A 14,296-nucleotide genomic window follows, 5' to 3' on the forward strand; every position below is an offset into this window, starting at 1 on the left:
AACCGTGAGTCAGCTCTCCGACATCGAGCACATCGTCCGGGCCCGGCTGCGCAGCCTGCGCACCACGCTCGGGCTCTCCCTCGACGAGCTCGCCGCGCGCACCAACCTGAGCCCTTCGACGATCAGTCGCGTCGAGACCGGGAAGCGCACCATCAGCCTCGACGTACTGCTTCCGCTCGCCGCCGGCCTCCAGGTCGGCCTGGACGCACTGCTCGACGTGAGCGACAACGATGACGTGATCATCCGCCCCACGCCGAGCCGGATCGAGGGGCGCACGACATGGGCGCTGAGCAGGCCGGACAGCAGCACGGTCGCGGTGAAGATGCTGGTCGAGCCCACCCCGGACCGACCACGGCAGCGGGTCCACCCCGGCCACGACTGGCTGTTCGTGCTCAGCGGGCGGATCCTGCTCCTGCTCGGCGACCGTGAGATCACCGTCGAGGCCGGCGAGGCGGCCGAGTTCGCGACCATGACCCCGCACGCGTTCGCCGCGGTCGACGGCCCGGCCGAACTCCTGATGATCTTCGACCGCGACGGACAGCACGCGCACGTGTACCACGGGAAGGAATGACCATCGGCGGGCCCGCCCCGGTCCGATGCGGGTGGCGCCGCCGGCTCACCGCGCGGCCGGACGGCTCCGAGGCCGGCCTCCGGCGCCGGCGGCGTCGCGGCCCTGCGCCACCGCGGTGATCATGACGGCGCCCCGCGTGGCCACCGATCCGCGGACCGGCCGGAGCCTCCGTCGCCGGACGACGCCGGCAGGGCGGCCGTGACGCGCCGCGCCCTGCCCGCGGACATCGTGTGCGTGCAGAACCCCTACAGCCTCGTGGCCCGCGACGACGAGGAACTGCTGAAGCTCTGCGCCGAGAAGCAGATCGCCTGGGTGCCCTACTTCCCCCTCGGCGGCGCGATGCCGGGCCTGCCCAAGGTGACCGACGAACCCGCCGTGATCGCCACCGCCGAGCGCCTGGGGTGCACCCCGGCCCAGATCGGCCTGGCCTGGCTGCTGCACCACAGCCCCCGGACACTCCTCATCCCCGGCACCGCCACCACCCGCCACCTCGAAGCCAACCTGAAGGCCGGCGCGATCACTCTCGACGAGGAGGCCCGCGCCCTGCTCGACGCGATCCCCGCACGGCCGGCCGGCGCTCCGCACCCCTGACCGGCCCGGCCCCCGTCTCCTCCGTCACGGCCGTCCTCATCCCCGTCCGGCCCTGGCGCATCGACGCGGACGGCGGCGAAACCGGCCTCGCCTCCTCGTGCGGCTCCCCCGTTCCGCGCCCGGCGGGACGGCGACGGAGCGCGGCGCGCCGCCGCCGCCTGCCTTCATCGGAAGGCACACTCCTCTTCCTTCATGAGAAGGCACACTCCCACCGGTCCGGCCGCCTGAGCCGGAGGTCCCGAAAGGCCCCTCATGAGCAAGCTCGCCGCCCACCCCGGCACCGCCGTCCGCACCGGCACCGCCGACCTCTCCACCGAGGAAGGCATCGACGCCCTCGCGGCGATCTGCGCCACCCAACCGCTGGACATGCTCGTCAACAACGCCGGCGTCTCCCGCTACATGCCGCTCGCCGATCTGCCCGCCGACAAGGCCCGCGAACTCGTCAACGTCAATCCTCGCGCCCACCCAGCTCCTGCGCGCCGCGGTGGGCCCCCTGCAGCAGCGCGGCACCGGCACCCTCCTCAACGTCGCCGGCATGATCGTCTTCTCCGGCCCCGCCGACAAGAGCGTCATGCCCCGCCGGGCCGTCTACGCCGGAACCCTGGCCTACCTGGTCGCCATGGGCCAGACCCTCGCCGCCGAGGTCGAGGACTCCGGCGTCACGGTCGGCGTGGTCTGCCCCGGCGTGGTGGCCACCGAGTTCCATTCCTCGCAGGGTCTGGACATGAGCACCGTCCCCCGCATGAGCGCCGACGACCTCGTCACCGGAGCCCTGCGCGGCCTGGAACTCGGCGAGACCGTCAGCGCCCCCGGCGTCGAGGACCCTCAGCTCCCCCAGGACGTCTTCACCGCCGACCTCGCCGCCTTCGGCAGCCAGTCCCCGACCCTCGCCACCCGCTACACCGGGTAACCGCCGTCCCTCGGTTCACCCGACGGGCCTCTGGAGCGGGCTTGAGGAAGGCGGGTGCGGTCCGGCGGGAGGCGGGCCCTCCCTGCGGCTCCGTGGCCCCCGCCGTCTGCTGCGTGTTCGTTCTGCGGGACGTCATGGAGGGTGGGGAACTCGTCCGGTCAGGGGCGCGTCCGTAAGGGCATGGGCAAACGTGTTGAGTCGACCGGCGCCGTCGGTTTCCTGCTGGCGGTCGCCGCCGTGGTGGTCGGGTCGGTTCTGTGGCGGTACGGGGCTCTGCCTGGTCTGCGTGGTGGCTTCGAGGGCGAGCGGGACTGGAGTCTGCTCTACGGGGAGTTGCCGGCCATGCTGTGCGGATTCCCTGCGGTCACGTTGGTGACCTGGCGGTTGTCCAGGTCTCTTCTGAGCCGCCGGGCCGGGTGGGGCACACGGACCGTGGTGCCGGTGGTGACGGCTTGCCTCGCCGTGGCCGCGCTGGCTTGGGCGAGTGTGACGTGGTTGCACCTCCGTGTCGCGCCTTTCGTACACCCCGAGTGAAGCTCCCGCCGTCGGCCGTCCGTGCCGGGCCCGCGCTGCGTCGGCGCCGCGGAACCAACACCGACGTCCAGAGAAACGCGGCGTTCCCGGGCTGCTGGGTGTCCTCGTTCACGTCGGAACGCCGGTGCGCCGAGGCGAATCGATCACACCGGGAACATCCGGCCCCGTCGGGGCTGTTGCATCAGCCGACGCACCGACGTCGAACACGGACACCACAAGGTCATCCGCCTGCCGGAATCCGGGCCCAGGATCGTGGTGGGTTCACCGCGCCCTCGGGCCATGTCGTATCACCACTGGAGGACTTGTACATGACTGACCGGCCCTTGACGCTCATGGCAGTGCACGCCCACCCCGATGACGAGGCGACCAGCACCGGAGGAGTCCTCGCGCGGTACGCGGCGGAGGGCATGCGCACGGTTCTCGTGACGTGTACCGACGGCGGTTGCGGTGACGGACCGGGAGGCGTCAAGCCGGGCGACTCCGGGCACGATCCGGCAGCCGTCGCGTCGATGCGCCGTCAAGAACTCAAGGCGAGCTGTGAAGCCCTGAAGATCAGCGATCTGGAAATGCTGGACTATGCCGACTCCGGGATGGTGGGCTGGCCGAGCAACGACGCCCCCGGGTCCTTCTGGCAGACCCCCGTGGAGGAAGGCGCCGCCCGGCTGGCGGAACTCATGCGGCACTACCGCCCCGATGTGGTCGTCACGTATGACGAGAACGGCTTCTACGGTCACCCCGACCACATCCAGGCCCACCGCATCACGATGGCGGCGCTGGAGAGCACGGGGCTGGCATCGAAGGTGTACTGGACGACGATGCCCCGCTCAGCGATGCAGCGGTTCGGGGAGGCCATGCGCGAGTTCGGGGAGGACATGCCGGAGCCGGATCCGGCCGAGGCCGCCGCGCCGGCCGAGATCGGCCTCCCCGACGATGAGATCACCACATGGGTGGACACCACCGCGTTCAGCGGTCAGAAGTTCGACGCGCTGGCCGCGCATGCCAGTCAGGGCGAGAACATATTCTTCCTCAAGATGGGCAAGGCGAGGTTCGGCGAGCTGATGGGCACGGAGACGTTCGTACGTGTCCAGGACACCACCGGCGCGGCCGTACCCGAGAACGATCTCTTCGCCGGACTCCGCTGACCCGCCGGTCCGGCCGAGACCCGGGAAAACTCCTCGCCCGCACAGCACCATCGTGCACGTCACACGCCCGGAGGCTCCCCCGCACGTCCCGCCTCCGGCAGCCACGGGCACGCGCTGCGCATCGTCGCCGCCACAGGTCAGGACCGGCAGCCCAGGCCTCCCCGGAACACACACCGGGGAGGCTTCTTTCCGTAGGCGGTCGTGCCGGGCGGCGATCAGGACATGCCGTCACGTCAGCATGGGTGCCCGGTTCTTGTGGGCCCGGTGGATGCCCAGGCCGGTGAAGCCGATCCAGACCGGAGTGATCAGACCGACGAGGGCATCGGCACCCCACCCGTCGACGGCGTAGCAGTGAGTGGCGTCCATGCCGAAGTAGAGCGATGGGGTGGCCAGCAGGTTGATGGCTGCGACGACGCGGGCACCGCACAGGGTCCACCGGGGGCCATCGGTGGCGCGGCCGGCGTGAACTGCTGTGCGGCGCGGGCGAATCCGAGGAAGAACATCGCGATCCACAGGTGTGCGATCGGACCGTGAGCCCATGCCATGGCGGCCGGGCCGGGCGTCCACAGCCACCACGGACCGTCGAGATGAGCGCGGAAGATGCCCATCAGCAACCAGACGATGATCTGCACGGCGGTCGCGAAGGCGGCCATCGTCGTGAATCCCGTGCTTCTCTCCACAGTTCAGGTTCACGAGGAAGGCCGCCCTCACACGTTGCGTTCGCTCCGAGGAGTGGCCACGTGAGGGGCCGGTGCCGAGGAGCCGGCTCAGCGTTCCTGCATGTCGAGGTCGCGGACGCAGAACCCGTGGTGCAGCCAGTTCTCGTTCAGCACCACCCGCAGGCAGTCGGCCACCGGCTTGCCCTCGGCGTACGGCGGCCAGCCCGGTCCTGCGGGCACGGGAGCGACTGCGGACAGCTCGTCGACCGTCACGGTCGCCAGCCAGTGCTCCAGCTCGGCGGATTGTTCGTCTCGCACGGCCAGTACCTCGTCGAGGCCGGGGGCCGCCGCGGGATCGAGGCCCTGTTCCTCCTGATCGGGCACGGAGTCGGACGCCAACCCGATCCCGGTGAAGGGCCGGGTCGATCCCAGGCAGCAGCGGCGGAACCACGAGTCGTGTACGAACACCAGGTGGCGCAGGGTCTCCACTGCCGACCACTCGTCTGCGACCCGCCGGTGCTCGGAGCCCGCGGGCATCGCGCGGAGCCGCTCGATCGTCCCCGCCCAGCCATCACGGAGCTGTCGATGGGCTTCCCGCAGATCGGCCGGGTCACTTGAGCGCATCAGCACCCGAACCGGATACCGCCGGTCGAGTTCGGCCTCGACGTAGGACGTCACCTCCACGCCGTTGACCACCAGGTTGCTGACGAGTCCGTCGATCACGACGTCCCGCATCACCACGCCGATCAGCCGGGCGCGGGTCAGGTCGCACTCGCGGAACTCCGCGTCGGCCAGGTCCTGATCTTCAAAGCTCACCATGCCGAGCATTGTGTACCGGCGGGTCGGCACCAGGCGGGCGTCCGGAAGGAGAGGGCCATGCCCGGGGCGCCCGAAACGTCGTTCGAGGCCGGAGGTCAAAAACCAAGGAGTTGTTTTCTCCGGTGAGGCGGGGACGGGCGGTGCGGGGTGCGGCTGTGCCGACGACGGCGAGAAGGTGCTCCGCTGTGTCTGCGTGGCGTCGGTCAAGGCATCTGCGGCCGTTCAGCCAGGACACCGTTCCCGCCGCGGCCCAGCGGTGGCGGCCGAGCCGCCGCGAGAGTTCGGCGCCTTGCGGACGGTGCGAGGTGATGCCGCGTTCGCGGAGCCGTCGCCGCAGGTGGGCGTAGTCGGAGCGCTTGTCGGCGACGTGCTCGTCAGAACGCGGTGTTGGCGAACCAGTGGGTCAGCAGGTCCTGGTTTCCCTCGTAGGCGACGGCCTCGGCGGTGTGCCGGCGGCGGCCGTAGAGCGCCAGCAGGAGGTCGGGCGCGGTGGCGTGGACGGTCGCGTCCGCGGTGGTGTCTGCCGCGATGTCGGCCGGGACGGTCCCGAAGCCGTCGGGGCGCAGGCGGACGCACCAGGTGGCGTTCGCGTCGGTGGTGCGGAAGCGGATGGTCTCCCCGGCGCCGTGCAGGTTGGCCACCTTGGGGGCGAAGGCGGTGGCGAAGGGGAGGTTGACGAGGAACTCGTCGATCCCGTCGGCCGCGAGCGCGCGGTCGATCGCGGGCCGGAGCCCGAGGGCCAGTTCGGCGTCGGCCCGGTGCACCAGCGTCTCGAAGAGCATCCGGCGCGCCCAGAAGCGGGCGTGCCGGTCGGCGCCCCACGCCCACATCGGCAGGTCGGGGTCGGTGGCCGCGAACGCGGCGGCGGCCACCGCCGCGCTCCGCTCCAGCCAGCCGGGGTAGTCGTCCGGCCCGGCCGGCAGGTGCAGGTCCACGTCACGGCTGCGCGGGGGTTCCTGGACGCGTGCGTGCAGCAGGGCCGCGAACCAGCGTTGCACACCGCCGGTGTGCCTGATCAGGTCGGCCAGGGTCCAGCCGGGGCAGGTGGGTACCGGGGCCGTCAGGTCGGCGCCGCTGAGCGCCGTGGTGAACGCGGCGGTTTCGGCCGCCACGGCCGCGCGGTGGTCGATGGGGTGGTGGAGGGGCACGGTGTGGTTCCTGTGGGCGGGGCGGATGGTGAGCGGTCCGGAGCTGTCCGCGGGGCGGGGGCGGAAGGGCCCGGGGCATGGCCACGCCCCGGGCCCTTCCGCCCCCGGCCCAGGCAGACGCTGGGCCGGGGCGGCCGGAAAGGCCGGTCGGGCGGCTAGATCAGCGGTTTGTCGAAGACCGCCTTCGTGTGGCTGAACGTCTCGATGGAGTACTCACCGTGGTAGCGGCCCATACCGCTCTCCCCGACGCCTCCGAACGGCAGCTCGGGTACGCCGAGGTGGGAGACGGGCAGGCCGAAGGCCAGGCCGCCGGAGGAGGTTTCCTGCGTGAGCCGCTGCTTGGTGTGCTCCGAGGCGGTGAAGGCGTACAGCGCGAGCGGCTTGTCTCGTTCGTTGATGAAGGCGATCGCGGCGTCGAGGTCGGGCACGGTGATGATCGGCAGGATCGGGCCGAAGATCTCCTCCCGCATCACGGGGGCGTCCGGGGAGACATCCGCGAGCACGGTGGGCGCGAGGTAGCGACGCGCGCGGTCGTGGTCGCCGCCCGTGACGACGCGTCCGGAGCCGAGCAGGGCGACGAGCCGGTCGAAGTGCCGTTCGTTGACGATGCGTCCGTACTCGGGCTCGGCCGCCGGGTCGGCTCCGTACGCCGTGCGGACCGCGCGGGCCAGCTCCGTTTCGAGCTCCGCGGCGGTGTCGCCGACGGCGAGAAGGTAGTCGGGGGCGACGCAGGTCTGGCCGGCGTTCTGGAACTTGCCGCGGACGATCCGCTGTGCGGTGGCCGCCAGGTCGGCGCCCGGCTCGACCACGACCGGGCTCTTGCCGCCGAGTTCGAGCGTCACGGGTGTGAGGTGCTTGGCCGCGGCCGTCATGACGATCCGCCCGACCGTGCCGTTGCCCGTGTAGAAGATGTGGTCGAAGCGCTGCTCCAGAAGCGCGGTGGTCTCGGGGACGCCGCCCTCGACGACGGCCACGGTGTCCCGGCCGAGGTAGCGGGGCAGCAGGCGGGCCAGCGCGGCCGAGGTGGCCGGGGCCAGTTCGCTGGGCTTGATCATGGCGGTGTTGCCGGCCGCGAGGGCTCCCACCAGCGGGGCGAGGGCCAGCTGGAGCGGGTAGTTCCACGGCGCGATGATCAGCGCGACGCCGAGCGGATCGCGGACCACCCGGGCTTCGGCGGGGCGCAGGGCGTCGGGAACCGCGGCCGGCCTCGGCCGCAGCCACTCCTCCAGGTGCTTCACCGTGTGGTCGAGTTCGTGGAGGGTGAAGCCGATCTCGGTGCGGTACGCCTCGGTGCGGCCCTTGCCGAGGTCGGTGTGGAGCGCGTCGAGGAAGACGTCGGCCTGCTCGGTGAGGAGCGTGCGCAGGGCGCCCAGCCGGCCGAGACGCCAGGCGAGCGGCTTGGTGCGGCCGGTGTCGAAGGTGGCGCGCAGCCGGGCCGTGAGTGTCGCAGGGTCGGTGGAGAGCGCGTCGACGATCGACCGGGCGAGGGCCGCGGAGGAACCCGGGTTCTGCCCGGTGAACAGATTGCGGTCCGTCACGGTGTGCGGGGTGAAGGGGGTGGCCTCGGAGAAGTCGGCGCCGAGCGCGGTCAGGCGGTCCTGGACCAGCCACGGGGCCTTGGCGGCGAGACCGACCGCGGCTTCCTCCGCGTTGGTGAAGGAGGTCATCCGGTAGCCGGTGAAGGGCCAGCTGCCGTCCTCGCGGCGGGCGGCGAGGAGCGCGGCGGGGGCATGGCAGACCACACCCAGCGGCTTGCCCGAGTCGAGTGTGCGGGTCAGGAGCCGACCGGATGCCTCGTTGACCGCGAGGTCTTCCATCGGGCCGTGGCCACCGGGGTAGAAGACCAGGTCGTAGAGGTCGGGGTCGATGTCCTCCAGCGTGGCCGGAGCGTGGAGCGTGTCGTGGATCGCGTCGAGGTACGCGCCGATGACGGCGGCCCGCTCCGCGCCGCCGTTGGACGCCGGGCTCAGGCTGCCCCGGTCGACGGGCGCGGGGACACCGCCAGGGGTGGCGAGGGTGATGTCGTAGCCCGCTTCGCGGAATATCCGGTGCGGTTCGGCCAGCTCTTCGGCCCAGTAGCCGGTCGGGTGCGGGGTGCCGTCGGCGAGCGTCCAGTGAGTGGCGCCGGTGACGACGAAGAGCGCGGAGGGCATGCGGTGCTCCTGAAGGACGTGGGGCGGTGTGCGGCCGGGAGACTCACGGCAGAGAGGTTGAAGCCTTACATGGTTGAGGTCTTCAAGCGCTATGTGAAGGTAGACCTCAATGGTTGAGGAAGTCAAGTATTCTCCCTTAGAATGCAGCCATGACCCGCAGGAAGCCGCCCACATCGCCCTCGGCGCCACCGCCGGCATCCCCCGCGTCCGCGCCTACGCCCGTGCAGCTGATGGACCAGCTCGCGCAGGCCGCGTCGCTCTACTACCGGAACTTCGCCGCCGTCGCGGCGGAGCGTGACCTCACCCTGATGCAGGGCAAGGTGCTCGGCCTGCTGCGGCGGCCGATGCCGATGCGGACCCTCGCCGACCTCCTGGCCTGCGACGCCTCGAACGTCACCGGCATCGTCGACCGCCTGGAGGCGCGGGGTCTGGTGCGCCGCGAGGCCAACCCCGCCGACCGGCGGGTCAAGAGGGTGGCCCTGACCGAGGAGGGCGAGGAGACGGTACGGCGGATCCGCGCCGACCTGATGTCCGGCCTCACCGGGCTGGAGAGCCTCGGCGAGGAGGACCGGCGCTCCTTCCGGCGTCTGCTCGAAGAGGTCTTCCCTGCCATTGCCGCCTGACGGCCGGGCCCGGCCGCAGAACACAGGGCGGCTCGCCGACGGAATGCCGTGGCCGCGTCAGTGGATACTCGCCCGCTCACCGCCACCGGCATCGACGCCTCCTCTCCCCCCGCCACTGCCGGCTCCCGGAGACCGACGGCCCGGCTTCATCCGCGCCTTCACCGGTGGCGGCGCAGCCGTCGGCAGCATCGGCGCTGAATGATTCCCCGTGTTCCCTCGCCCGTGCCGGACACGCACGGCAGGAGGGCACCGGTGAGAACACCGGTGCCCTCGCGTCATGTGGGACTGCTGTGGCTGCCACCGTGGCTTCGCCGACGGCGGGGAGCCGTGCGGATCCGGTCCCGCGGGCGGGCCCGGCCGGCTCGTCAGCTCAGCGTCTTCAGCGCCGCCGCGTCGTACGGCTTCAGCTCCTCGAAGCGGTTCCCCAGGACCTTCGCGGCCCACTGCGGGTCCTGGAGCAGGGCGCGGCCGACGGCGACGAGGTCGAACTCGTCGCGCTCCATGCGGTCGAGGAGGTTGTCGATGCTGCCGAGCGCGGCGCCCTCGCCCGCGAACGCACGGAGGAAGTCGCCGTTGAGGCCGACCGAGCCGACGGTGATGGTGGGCCGACCGGTGAGCTTCTTCGTCCAGCCGGCCAGGTTCAGGTCCGCGCCCTCGAACTCCGGGAGCCAGTAGCGGCGGGTGGAGGCGTGGAAGGCGTCGACGCCCGCCGCGGCGAGCGGTGCCAGGATCGCCTCGAGCTCCTCCGGCGTCTCGGCGAGCCGCGCGTCGTACGCCTCCTGCTTCCACTGCGAGTAGCGGAAGATCACCGGGAATGCGGGCGATACGGCCTCGCGTACGGCGGCCACGATCTCGGCCGCGAACTTCGTACGGGCCACGAGGTCGCCGCCGTAGGCGTCGGTACGGCGGTTCGTCCCCGCCCACAGGAACTGGTCGATGAGGTAGCCGTGGGCGCCGTGCAGTTCGACGCCGTCGAAGCCGATGCGTTCGGCCGCCGCGGCTGCCTCGGCGAAAGCGCCGATGACATCGTCCAGATCGCGCTGGGTCATCGCCTTGCCGGCGTTGTCGGTCCCGTCGACGCCGATACCGGAGGGGCCGACGACGGGGGCGTCGGCGTAGGGCGCATCGCCCGGCTTGCGCACCATGCCTATGTGCCACAGCTGCGGCACGATCGTGCCGCCCGCCGCGTGCACGTCCTCGACGACCTTCGCCCATCCGGCCAGCTGCTCCACACCGTGGAAGCGGGGCACGCGGTCGCTCTGCCCGGCGGACTCGTGGCCGACGTAGGTGCCCTCGGTGACGATCAGGCCCACCCCTGCGGCGGCGCGACGGGCGTAGTACGACCGCACGTCCTCACCGGGGACGCCGCCCGGGGAGAACATACGCGTCATCGGTGCCATCGCGATGCGGTTCGGAACGGTCAGGCCGTTCAGCGTGACGGGCCGGGACAGGATTCCGGCCGCGCGGGAGGCGGAGGATGTGGAGACGGTCATGGAAGTGTCCTACCTGTTGATGTGGGTCTGAACTGGTTGTTCGTAAAAGATCATCTGCCCCGGGGCGGCCGGGTCTCAGCCCCGCAGTTCCGTCAGGAACTCGATCAGTGCGGTGTTCACTTCCTCGGGCCGCTCCTGCTGCGTCCAGTGGCCGCAGCCCGGAAGCACGATCGGCTCCCGCCGCAGATCCGGCATCAGCTCCGGGAGCTTCGCGATGAGTTCGGGCGTGCCGGGGAATGCCGGGACGAGGTCGCGGTCGCCGTACAGGTACAGCGCGGGCGGGCTGACGACCGCACCGTGCCAGGCGGCGGTCAGCTCCCAGTTGCGGTCCAGGTTGCGGTACCAGTTCAGGGCGCCGGTGAAACCCTGGGCGTAGCTCGCGGTGAGTTCGTCGAGATCCTGCTCGGTGAGCCAGTCCGGCAGCACTTCGGGGTCGGTCATGTCCGCGAGCCAGCCCCGCGACGGGTCGGTCACCAACGCCTGGTCGGGGCGGCCGGCGTCAGGGGCGTCGCCGGAGGCGGAGTAGAACAGCTTGCGCAGGGTGAGGCGGGTGTCCTCGGCGAACTCGGCGTCGGCGACGCCGGGCCGGTCGAAGTAGTTCCAGTAGAACCGCCCCGCGAACCGCTCCTGCATGGCATCGAGCGGCGCACGCTCCCCGCGGAACGGCGGCGGGACGCTCAGCCCCGCCACCCCGCGCACGACGTCGGGCCGCAGCAGCGCGGTGTGCCAGGCGACCGGCGCGCCCCAGTCGTGCCCGACGACGAACGCCTCCTTCTCCCCCAGGGCGTGGATCAGTCCGATCACGTCCCCGACCAGATGCAGGATGCTGTACGCCTCCACGGCCTCCGGATGCTCGCTACGGCCGTATCCGCGCTGGTCAGGGGCGACCACCCGGAACCCGGCCGCGGCCAGCGGGCCGAACTGGTGGCGCCAGGAGTGCCAGGACTCGGGAAACCCGTGCAGCAGCACGACGAGCGGTCCCTCGCCCTCCTCCGCGACGTGCAACCGGATGCCGTTCACGTCCATCATTCGATGCTCAACCATGGAGCGAAACATACTCCTGCGCATTACACCCAGCGGCGCGGACGCCCCGTGAGGACGGCGGTACCTGATCGGTACGGAACAGACACCAGAACCTCGCCGGCGTCGGCCGCCGACGGCAGTCCGGTGGGGTGGACGAGGGACAGGCCGGGGCCGGGTGGCGCTCGTACGGACGTTCCCCCTGTGGTAGTTACTGTCAGGTATGGCGTGTCCGGGGCTCGTGGAGGGAGTGTTCTCGTGGACGAAGATGCGGCCGGGCGCGCCGGTGCGGCCGTCGAGTTCCGGGTGTTTTTCGAGCGTCATTACGAGGAGCTGTCCCGGCTGGCCTGGCTGCTGACAGGTGATCGGGAAGGCGCCGACGATCTTGCGGCGGACGCCCTCGTCGCGCTCTGGGAGCGCTGGGAGCGGGTGCGGGCGGCCGACCACCCGGCGGCATACGCGCGCGGCGTCGTGGCGAATCTGGCCCGCAGCCGCATCCGCAGCGCGGTCCGTGAGCGGCGCCGTGTCGCCCTGTTCTGGTCCCGGTTCCCGGAGCAGGCGGAGGGTCCCGATGTGCCGGCGGTCGTCGATGTGCAGCAGGCGCTGCGGTGCCTGCCGTTCCGTAAGCGGGCGTGCGTCGTGCTGCGGCACGCTGTCGGTCTCTCGGAGCGGGAGACCGCGCAGGCCCTGGATATATCGGTCGGTACGGTCAAGAGCCAGACGTCGAAAGGTATGGCGCAGCTGGCACGGCTGCTGGGGGCGCGTGCCGCTTCGGATCTGATGGGCGGGAGGGCCTGATGGAGGAGTTGCGGCGACGGCTGGAGGAGACCGCGGCAGAGCACCGTCCCGACCGGGAGCGCATTCTGGCGCGCGTGGAGCGCGGGATGGCGGCGGTCCCCGCCGGGCCTGCGGGGACCCGGCGGCGCGGGGCCGGGCCGTGGCTGTCCATAGCGGGGGCGACCGCCGCCGTGGCCGGGGTGCTGGTGGCCGGCTGCCTGGCGATGACCGCCGTGCCGGCCCCTCATGAGCACGGCGATCGGCCCGTACGGGTGGTCCCGCCCGCCCGCAGCGGCGCCGCGTCGCCCCTCCCCCGTACCGAGGACGGGCCGCTGTGGAGCGACGGCTCGGTCGACCCGCACGGCAACGCGTTCTGGGCGCAGAGCAATGTGACCCTCAAGACGGCGCGGGCGCTGACCGCGCTCACCGTGGAACTGCGCATCGCACGGACCGCGGAGGTGAGACCGACCGGCTCCTGGCGCACCCTGCCCGCGGGGGACTTCACCGCCACCACGGAAACCGAAGGAGGTTTCCTCGTCTTCCGCTGGGATCTGAAGCCGGGCCGCACCGTTCCCGCGGGCAGGCATGTCTTCGCTGGTCAGTACGGTCATGCGCAGGGCGGCCGGGACGCCGGGGCGGACGGCTACACGGCGCGTGCCCGGTCCGGCGGCGAACGGTTCGCGGTACACGGCGACTTCGCCGCGCATCCCGGCTGACACATCCGTCTCCGGCCCGGCAACCTTTCCCGGCTCCGTGGCGACCAGTTGACGCAAGGGTTCCTCCCCCACACAGGAAACGGACCATGATGTCGACTTCTCAGCGGCCCAACGGCCGCCACCGCAGATCGTTCCTCCGCCGCCGCGCCGTTCTCGGTGGTTTCGCCGGCCTGGCCGGACTCACGCTCGTCGGTGGCGCGCTGCTGACCAGCGCCGGCGCCTCTTCCGCGTGGCCCACACCTGCCGGCAGCCGTCCGGTCGACCGGACCATCGAGGTCTCCGGCACGTACGACGGCGGGCTTCAGCGCTTCTACGGCAGTGGCGATCTCGGGGGCGGCGGCCAGGGTGAAGGGCAGGACGCGCTGTTCGAGTTGAAGGACGGCGCGGTGCTGAAGAACGTCGTTCTGGGGGCACCCGCCGCCGACGGCGTCCACTGCCAGGGAAGCTGCACCTTGGAGAATGTGTGGTGGGAGGATGTCGGTGAGGACGCCGCCACCTTCAAGGGCACCTCGCCGCAGGCGACCTACACGGTGTCCGGCGGCGGTGCGCGGAAGGCTTCCGACAAGGTCTTCCAGTTCAACGGCGCCGGCCGGCTGACCGTCAGCGGTTTCCAGGTCGCCGACTTCGGCAAACTGGTCCGCAGCTGCGGCAACTGCTCGAAGCAGTACCGGCGCACCGTCAGCGTCACCGACGTGGACGTGACCGGCTCCGGCACCTCGCTGATCGGCGTCAACAGCAACTACGGCGACACCGCGACGCTCCGCGGTATCCGCATCCACGGCGACAGCGGCAAGAAGATCAAGCCCTGTGTGCGCTACACGGGCAACGACTCCGGCGACGAGCCGGTCGAGACGGGCAGCGGCCCGGACGGCACCCACTGCCGCTATGCGCCCGCCGACATCTCGTACGACTGAGGTCCGCGAGGTACGGGACCGGGTACGGGCCCTGGCGTCAGCGCGGGGCCCGTGCCCGGGGGTGCCGGGAGCGCCCGGCGTGCGCGCCGGGACCGTGCCGTCACCGGTGCGGTTGTCGCCGGTCACCGCGAGGTCGCGGGCGCCCCAGGACTGCCGGTTGCCGGACATGGGTCACGAACGCGGAGCGGCCGCGGTGAGGTTCGGGGAGTCCGCGACGGACCGAGTG

14 protein-coding genes and 2 pseudogenes are annotated in these 14,296 nt (G+C 71.5%); 10 read left to right on the forward strand and 6 right to left on the reverse strand.

Features of this window, described 5'->3' with window-relative positions; translation table 11 throughout:
- Positions 1-4: 4 nt before the first annotated feature.
- The 5 genes and pseudogenes from ACZ4M8_RS24625 to ACZ4M8_RS24645 all read left to right on the forward strand — a co-directional run bounded on the left by ACZ4M8_RS24625 (position 5) and on the right by ACZ4M8_RS24645 (position 3,748).
- Positions 5-571 (forward strand): helix-turn-helix domain-containing protein, encoded by a 567-nt coding sequence (locus ACZ4M8_RS24625; RefSeq protein WP_467610756.1) that lies wholly within the window; start codon positions 5-7, stop codon positions 569-571.
- Positions 572-775: 204 nt separating this feature from the next.
- A pseudogene (locus ACZ4M8_RS24630) lies at positions 776-1,162 on the forward strand (aldo/keto reductase); the annotation flags it as partial.
- Positions 1,163-1,414: 252 nt separating this feature from the next.
- Positions 1,415-2,072 (forward strand): annotated as a pseudogene (locus tag ACZ4M8_RS24635) (SDR family NAD(P)-dependent oxidoreductase).
- A 180-nt stretch (positions 2,073-2,252) separates the two neighbouring features.
- Positions 2,253-2,606, forward strand: coding sequence for a hypothetical protein (locus tag ACZ4M8_RS24640; RefSeq protein ID WP_467610758.1), 354 nt, complete (start codon positions 2,253-2,255; stop codon positions 2,604-2,606).
- A 308-nt stretch (positions 2,607-2,914) separates the two neighbouring features.
- A complete protein-coding gene (locus ACZ4M8_RS24645; RefSeq protein WP_467610760.1) occupies positions 2,915-3,748 on the forward strand; it encodes a PIG-L family deacetylase in 834 nt (277 codons plus the stop codon).
- Between the two features lie 228 nt (positions 3,749-3,976).
- Here ACZ4M8_RS24645 and ACZ4M8_RS24650 read toward each other — a convergent pair whose 3' ends face one another.
- Positions 3,977-4,114, reverse strand: coding sequence for a hypothetical protein (locus ACZ4M8_RS24650; RefSeq protein WP_467610762.1), 138 nt, complete (start codon positions 4,112-4,114; stop codon positions 3,977-3,979).
- Positions 4,115-4,348: 234 nt separating this feature from the next.
- On the opposite strand from ACZ4M8_RS24650, the gene ACZ4M8_RS24655 reads away from it, so the two are divergent.
- A complete protein-coding gene (locus tag ACZ4M8_RS24655; RefSeq protein WP_467610764.1) occupies positions 4,349-4,492 on the forward strand; it encodes a hypothetical protein in 144 nt (47 codons plus the stop codon).
- A gap of 23 nt (positions 4,493-4,515) precedes the next feature.
- Here ACZ4M8_RS24655 and ACZ4M8_RS24660 read toward each other — a convergent pair whose 3' ends face one another.
- The 3 genes from ACZ4M8_RS24660 to ACZ4M8_RS24670 form a co-directional block, all read right to left on the reverse strand.
- Positions 4,516-5,226, reverse strand: a complete 711-nt coding sequence (locus tag ACZ4M8_RS24660) for a DinB family protein (RefSeq protein ID WP_467610766.1) — start codon at positions 5,224-5,226, stop codon at positions 4,516-4,518.
- A gap of 374 nt (positions 5,227-5,600) precedes the next feature.
- Entirely contained in the window at positions 5,601-6,374 is a 774-nt protein-coding gene (locus ACZ4M8_RS24665; RefSeq protein ID WP_467610768.1) for a maleylpyruvate isomerase family mycothiol-dependent enzyme, read from the reverse strand.
- A 155-nt stretch (positions 6,375-6,529) separates the two neighbouring features.
- Entirely contained in the window at positions 6,530-8,725 is a 2,196-nt protein-coding gene (locus ACZ4M8_RS24670) for an aldehyde dehydrogenase family protein (protein ID WP_467610770.1), read from the reverse strand.
- A 32-nt stretch (positions 8,726-8,757) separates the two neighbouring features.
- Between ACZ4M8_RS24670 and ACZ4M8_RS24675 the strand changes: the two genes are divergently transcribed.
- Positions 8,758-9,150, forward strand: coding sequence for a MarR family winged helix-turn-helix transcriptional regulator (locus tag ACZ4M8_RS24675; protein WP_467611303.1), 393 nt, complete (start codon positions 8,758-8,760; stop codon positions 9,148-9,150).
- A 365-nt stretch (positions 9,151-9,515) separates the two neighbouring features.
- Here ACZ4M8_RS24675 and ACZ4M8_RS24680 read toward each other — a convergent pair whose 3' ends face one another.
- Positions 9,516-10,643 (reverse strand): NADH:flavin oxidoreductase, encoded by a 1,128-nt coding sequence (locus ACZ4M8_RS24680; RefSeq protein WP_467610772.1) that lies wholly within the window; start codon positions 10,641-10,643, stop codon positions 9,516-9,518.
- 75 nt (positions 10,644-10,718) lie between these two features.
- Positions 10,719-11,687, reverse strand: coding sequence for an alpha/beta fold hydrolase (locus ACZ4M8_RS24685; protein ID WP_467610774.1), 969 nt, complete (start codon positions 11,685-11,687; stop codon positions 10,719-10,721).
- A 234-nt stretch (positions 11,688-11,921) separates the two neighbouring features.
- On the opposite strand from ACZ4M8_RS24685, the gene ACZ4M8_RS24690 reads away from it, so the two are divergent.
- The 3 genes from ACZ4M8_RS24690 to ACZ4M8_RS24700 all read left to right on the forward strand — a co-directional run bounded on the left by ACZ4M8_RS24690 (position 11,922) and on the right by ACZ4M8_RS24700 (position 14,070).
- On the forward strand, positions 11,922-12,461 hold the full coding sequence (locus tag ACZ4M8_RS24690) for a SigE family RNA polymerase sigma factor (protein WP_467610776.1): 540 nt from the start codon (positions 11,922-11,924) through the stop codon (positions 12,459-12,461).
- A complete protein-coding gene (locus tag ACZ4M8_RS24695; RefSeq protein WP_467610778.1) occupies positions 12,461-13,156 on the forward strand; it encodes a hypothetical protein in 696 nt (231 codons plus the stop codon). Before ACZ4M8_RS24690 ends, ACZ4M8_RS24695 begins: the two co-directional genes overlap by 1 nt.
- Before the next feature lie 89 nt (positions 13,157-13,245).
- Positions 13,246-14,070, forward strand: a complete 825-nt coding sequence (locus ACZ4M8_RS24700) for a pectate lyase (RefSeq protein ID WP_467611305.1) — start codon at positions 13,246-13,248, stop codon at positions 14,068-14,070.
- Positions 14,071-14,296 lie beyond the last annotated feature (226 nt).

The sequence above is a fragment of the Streptomyces sp. NPDC027185 genome (assembly GCF_055567035.1).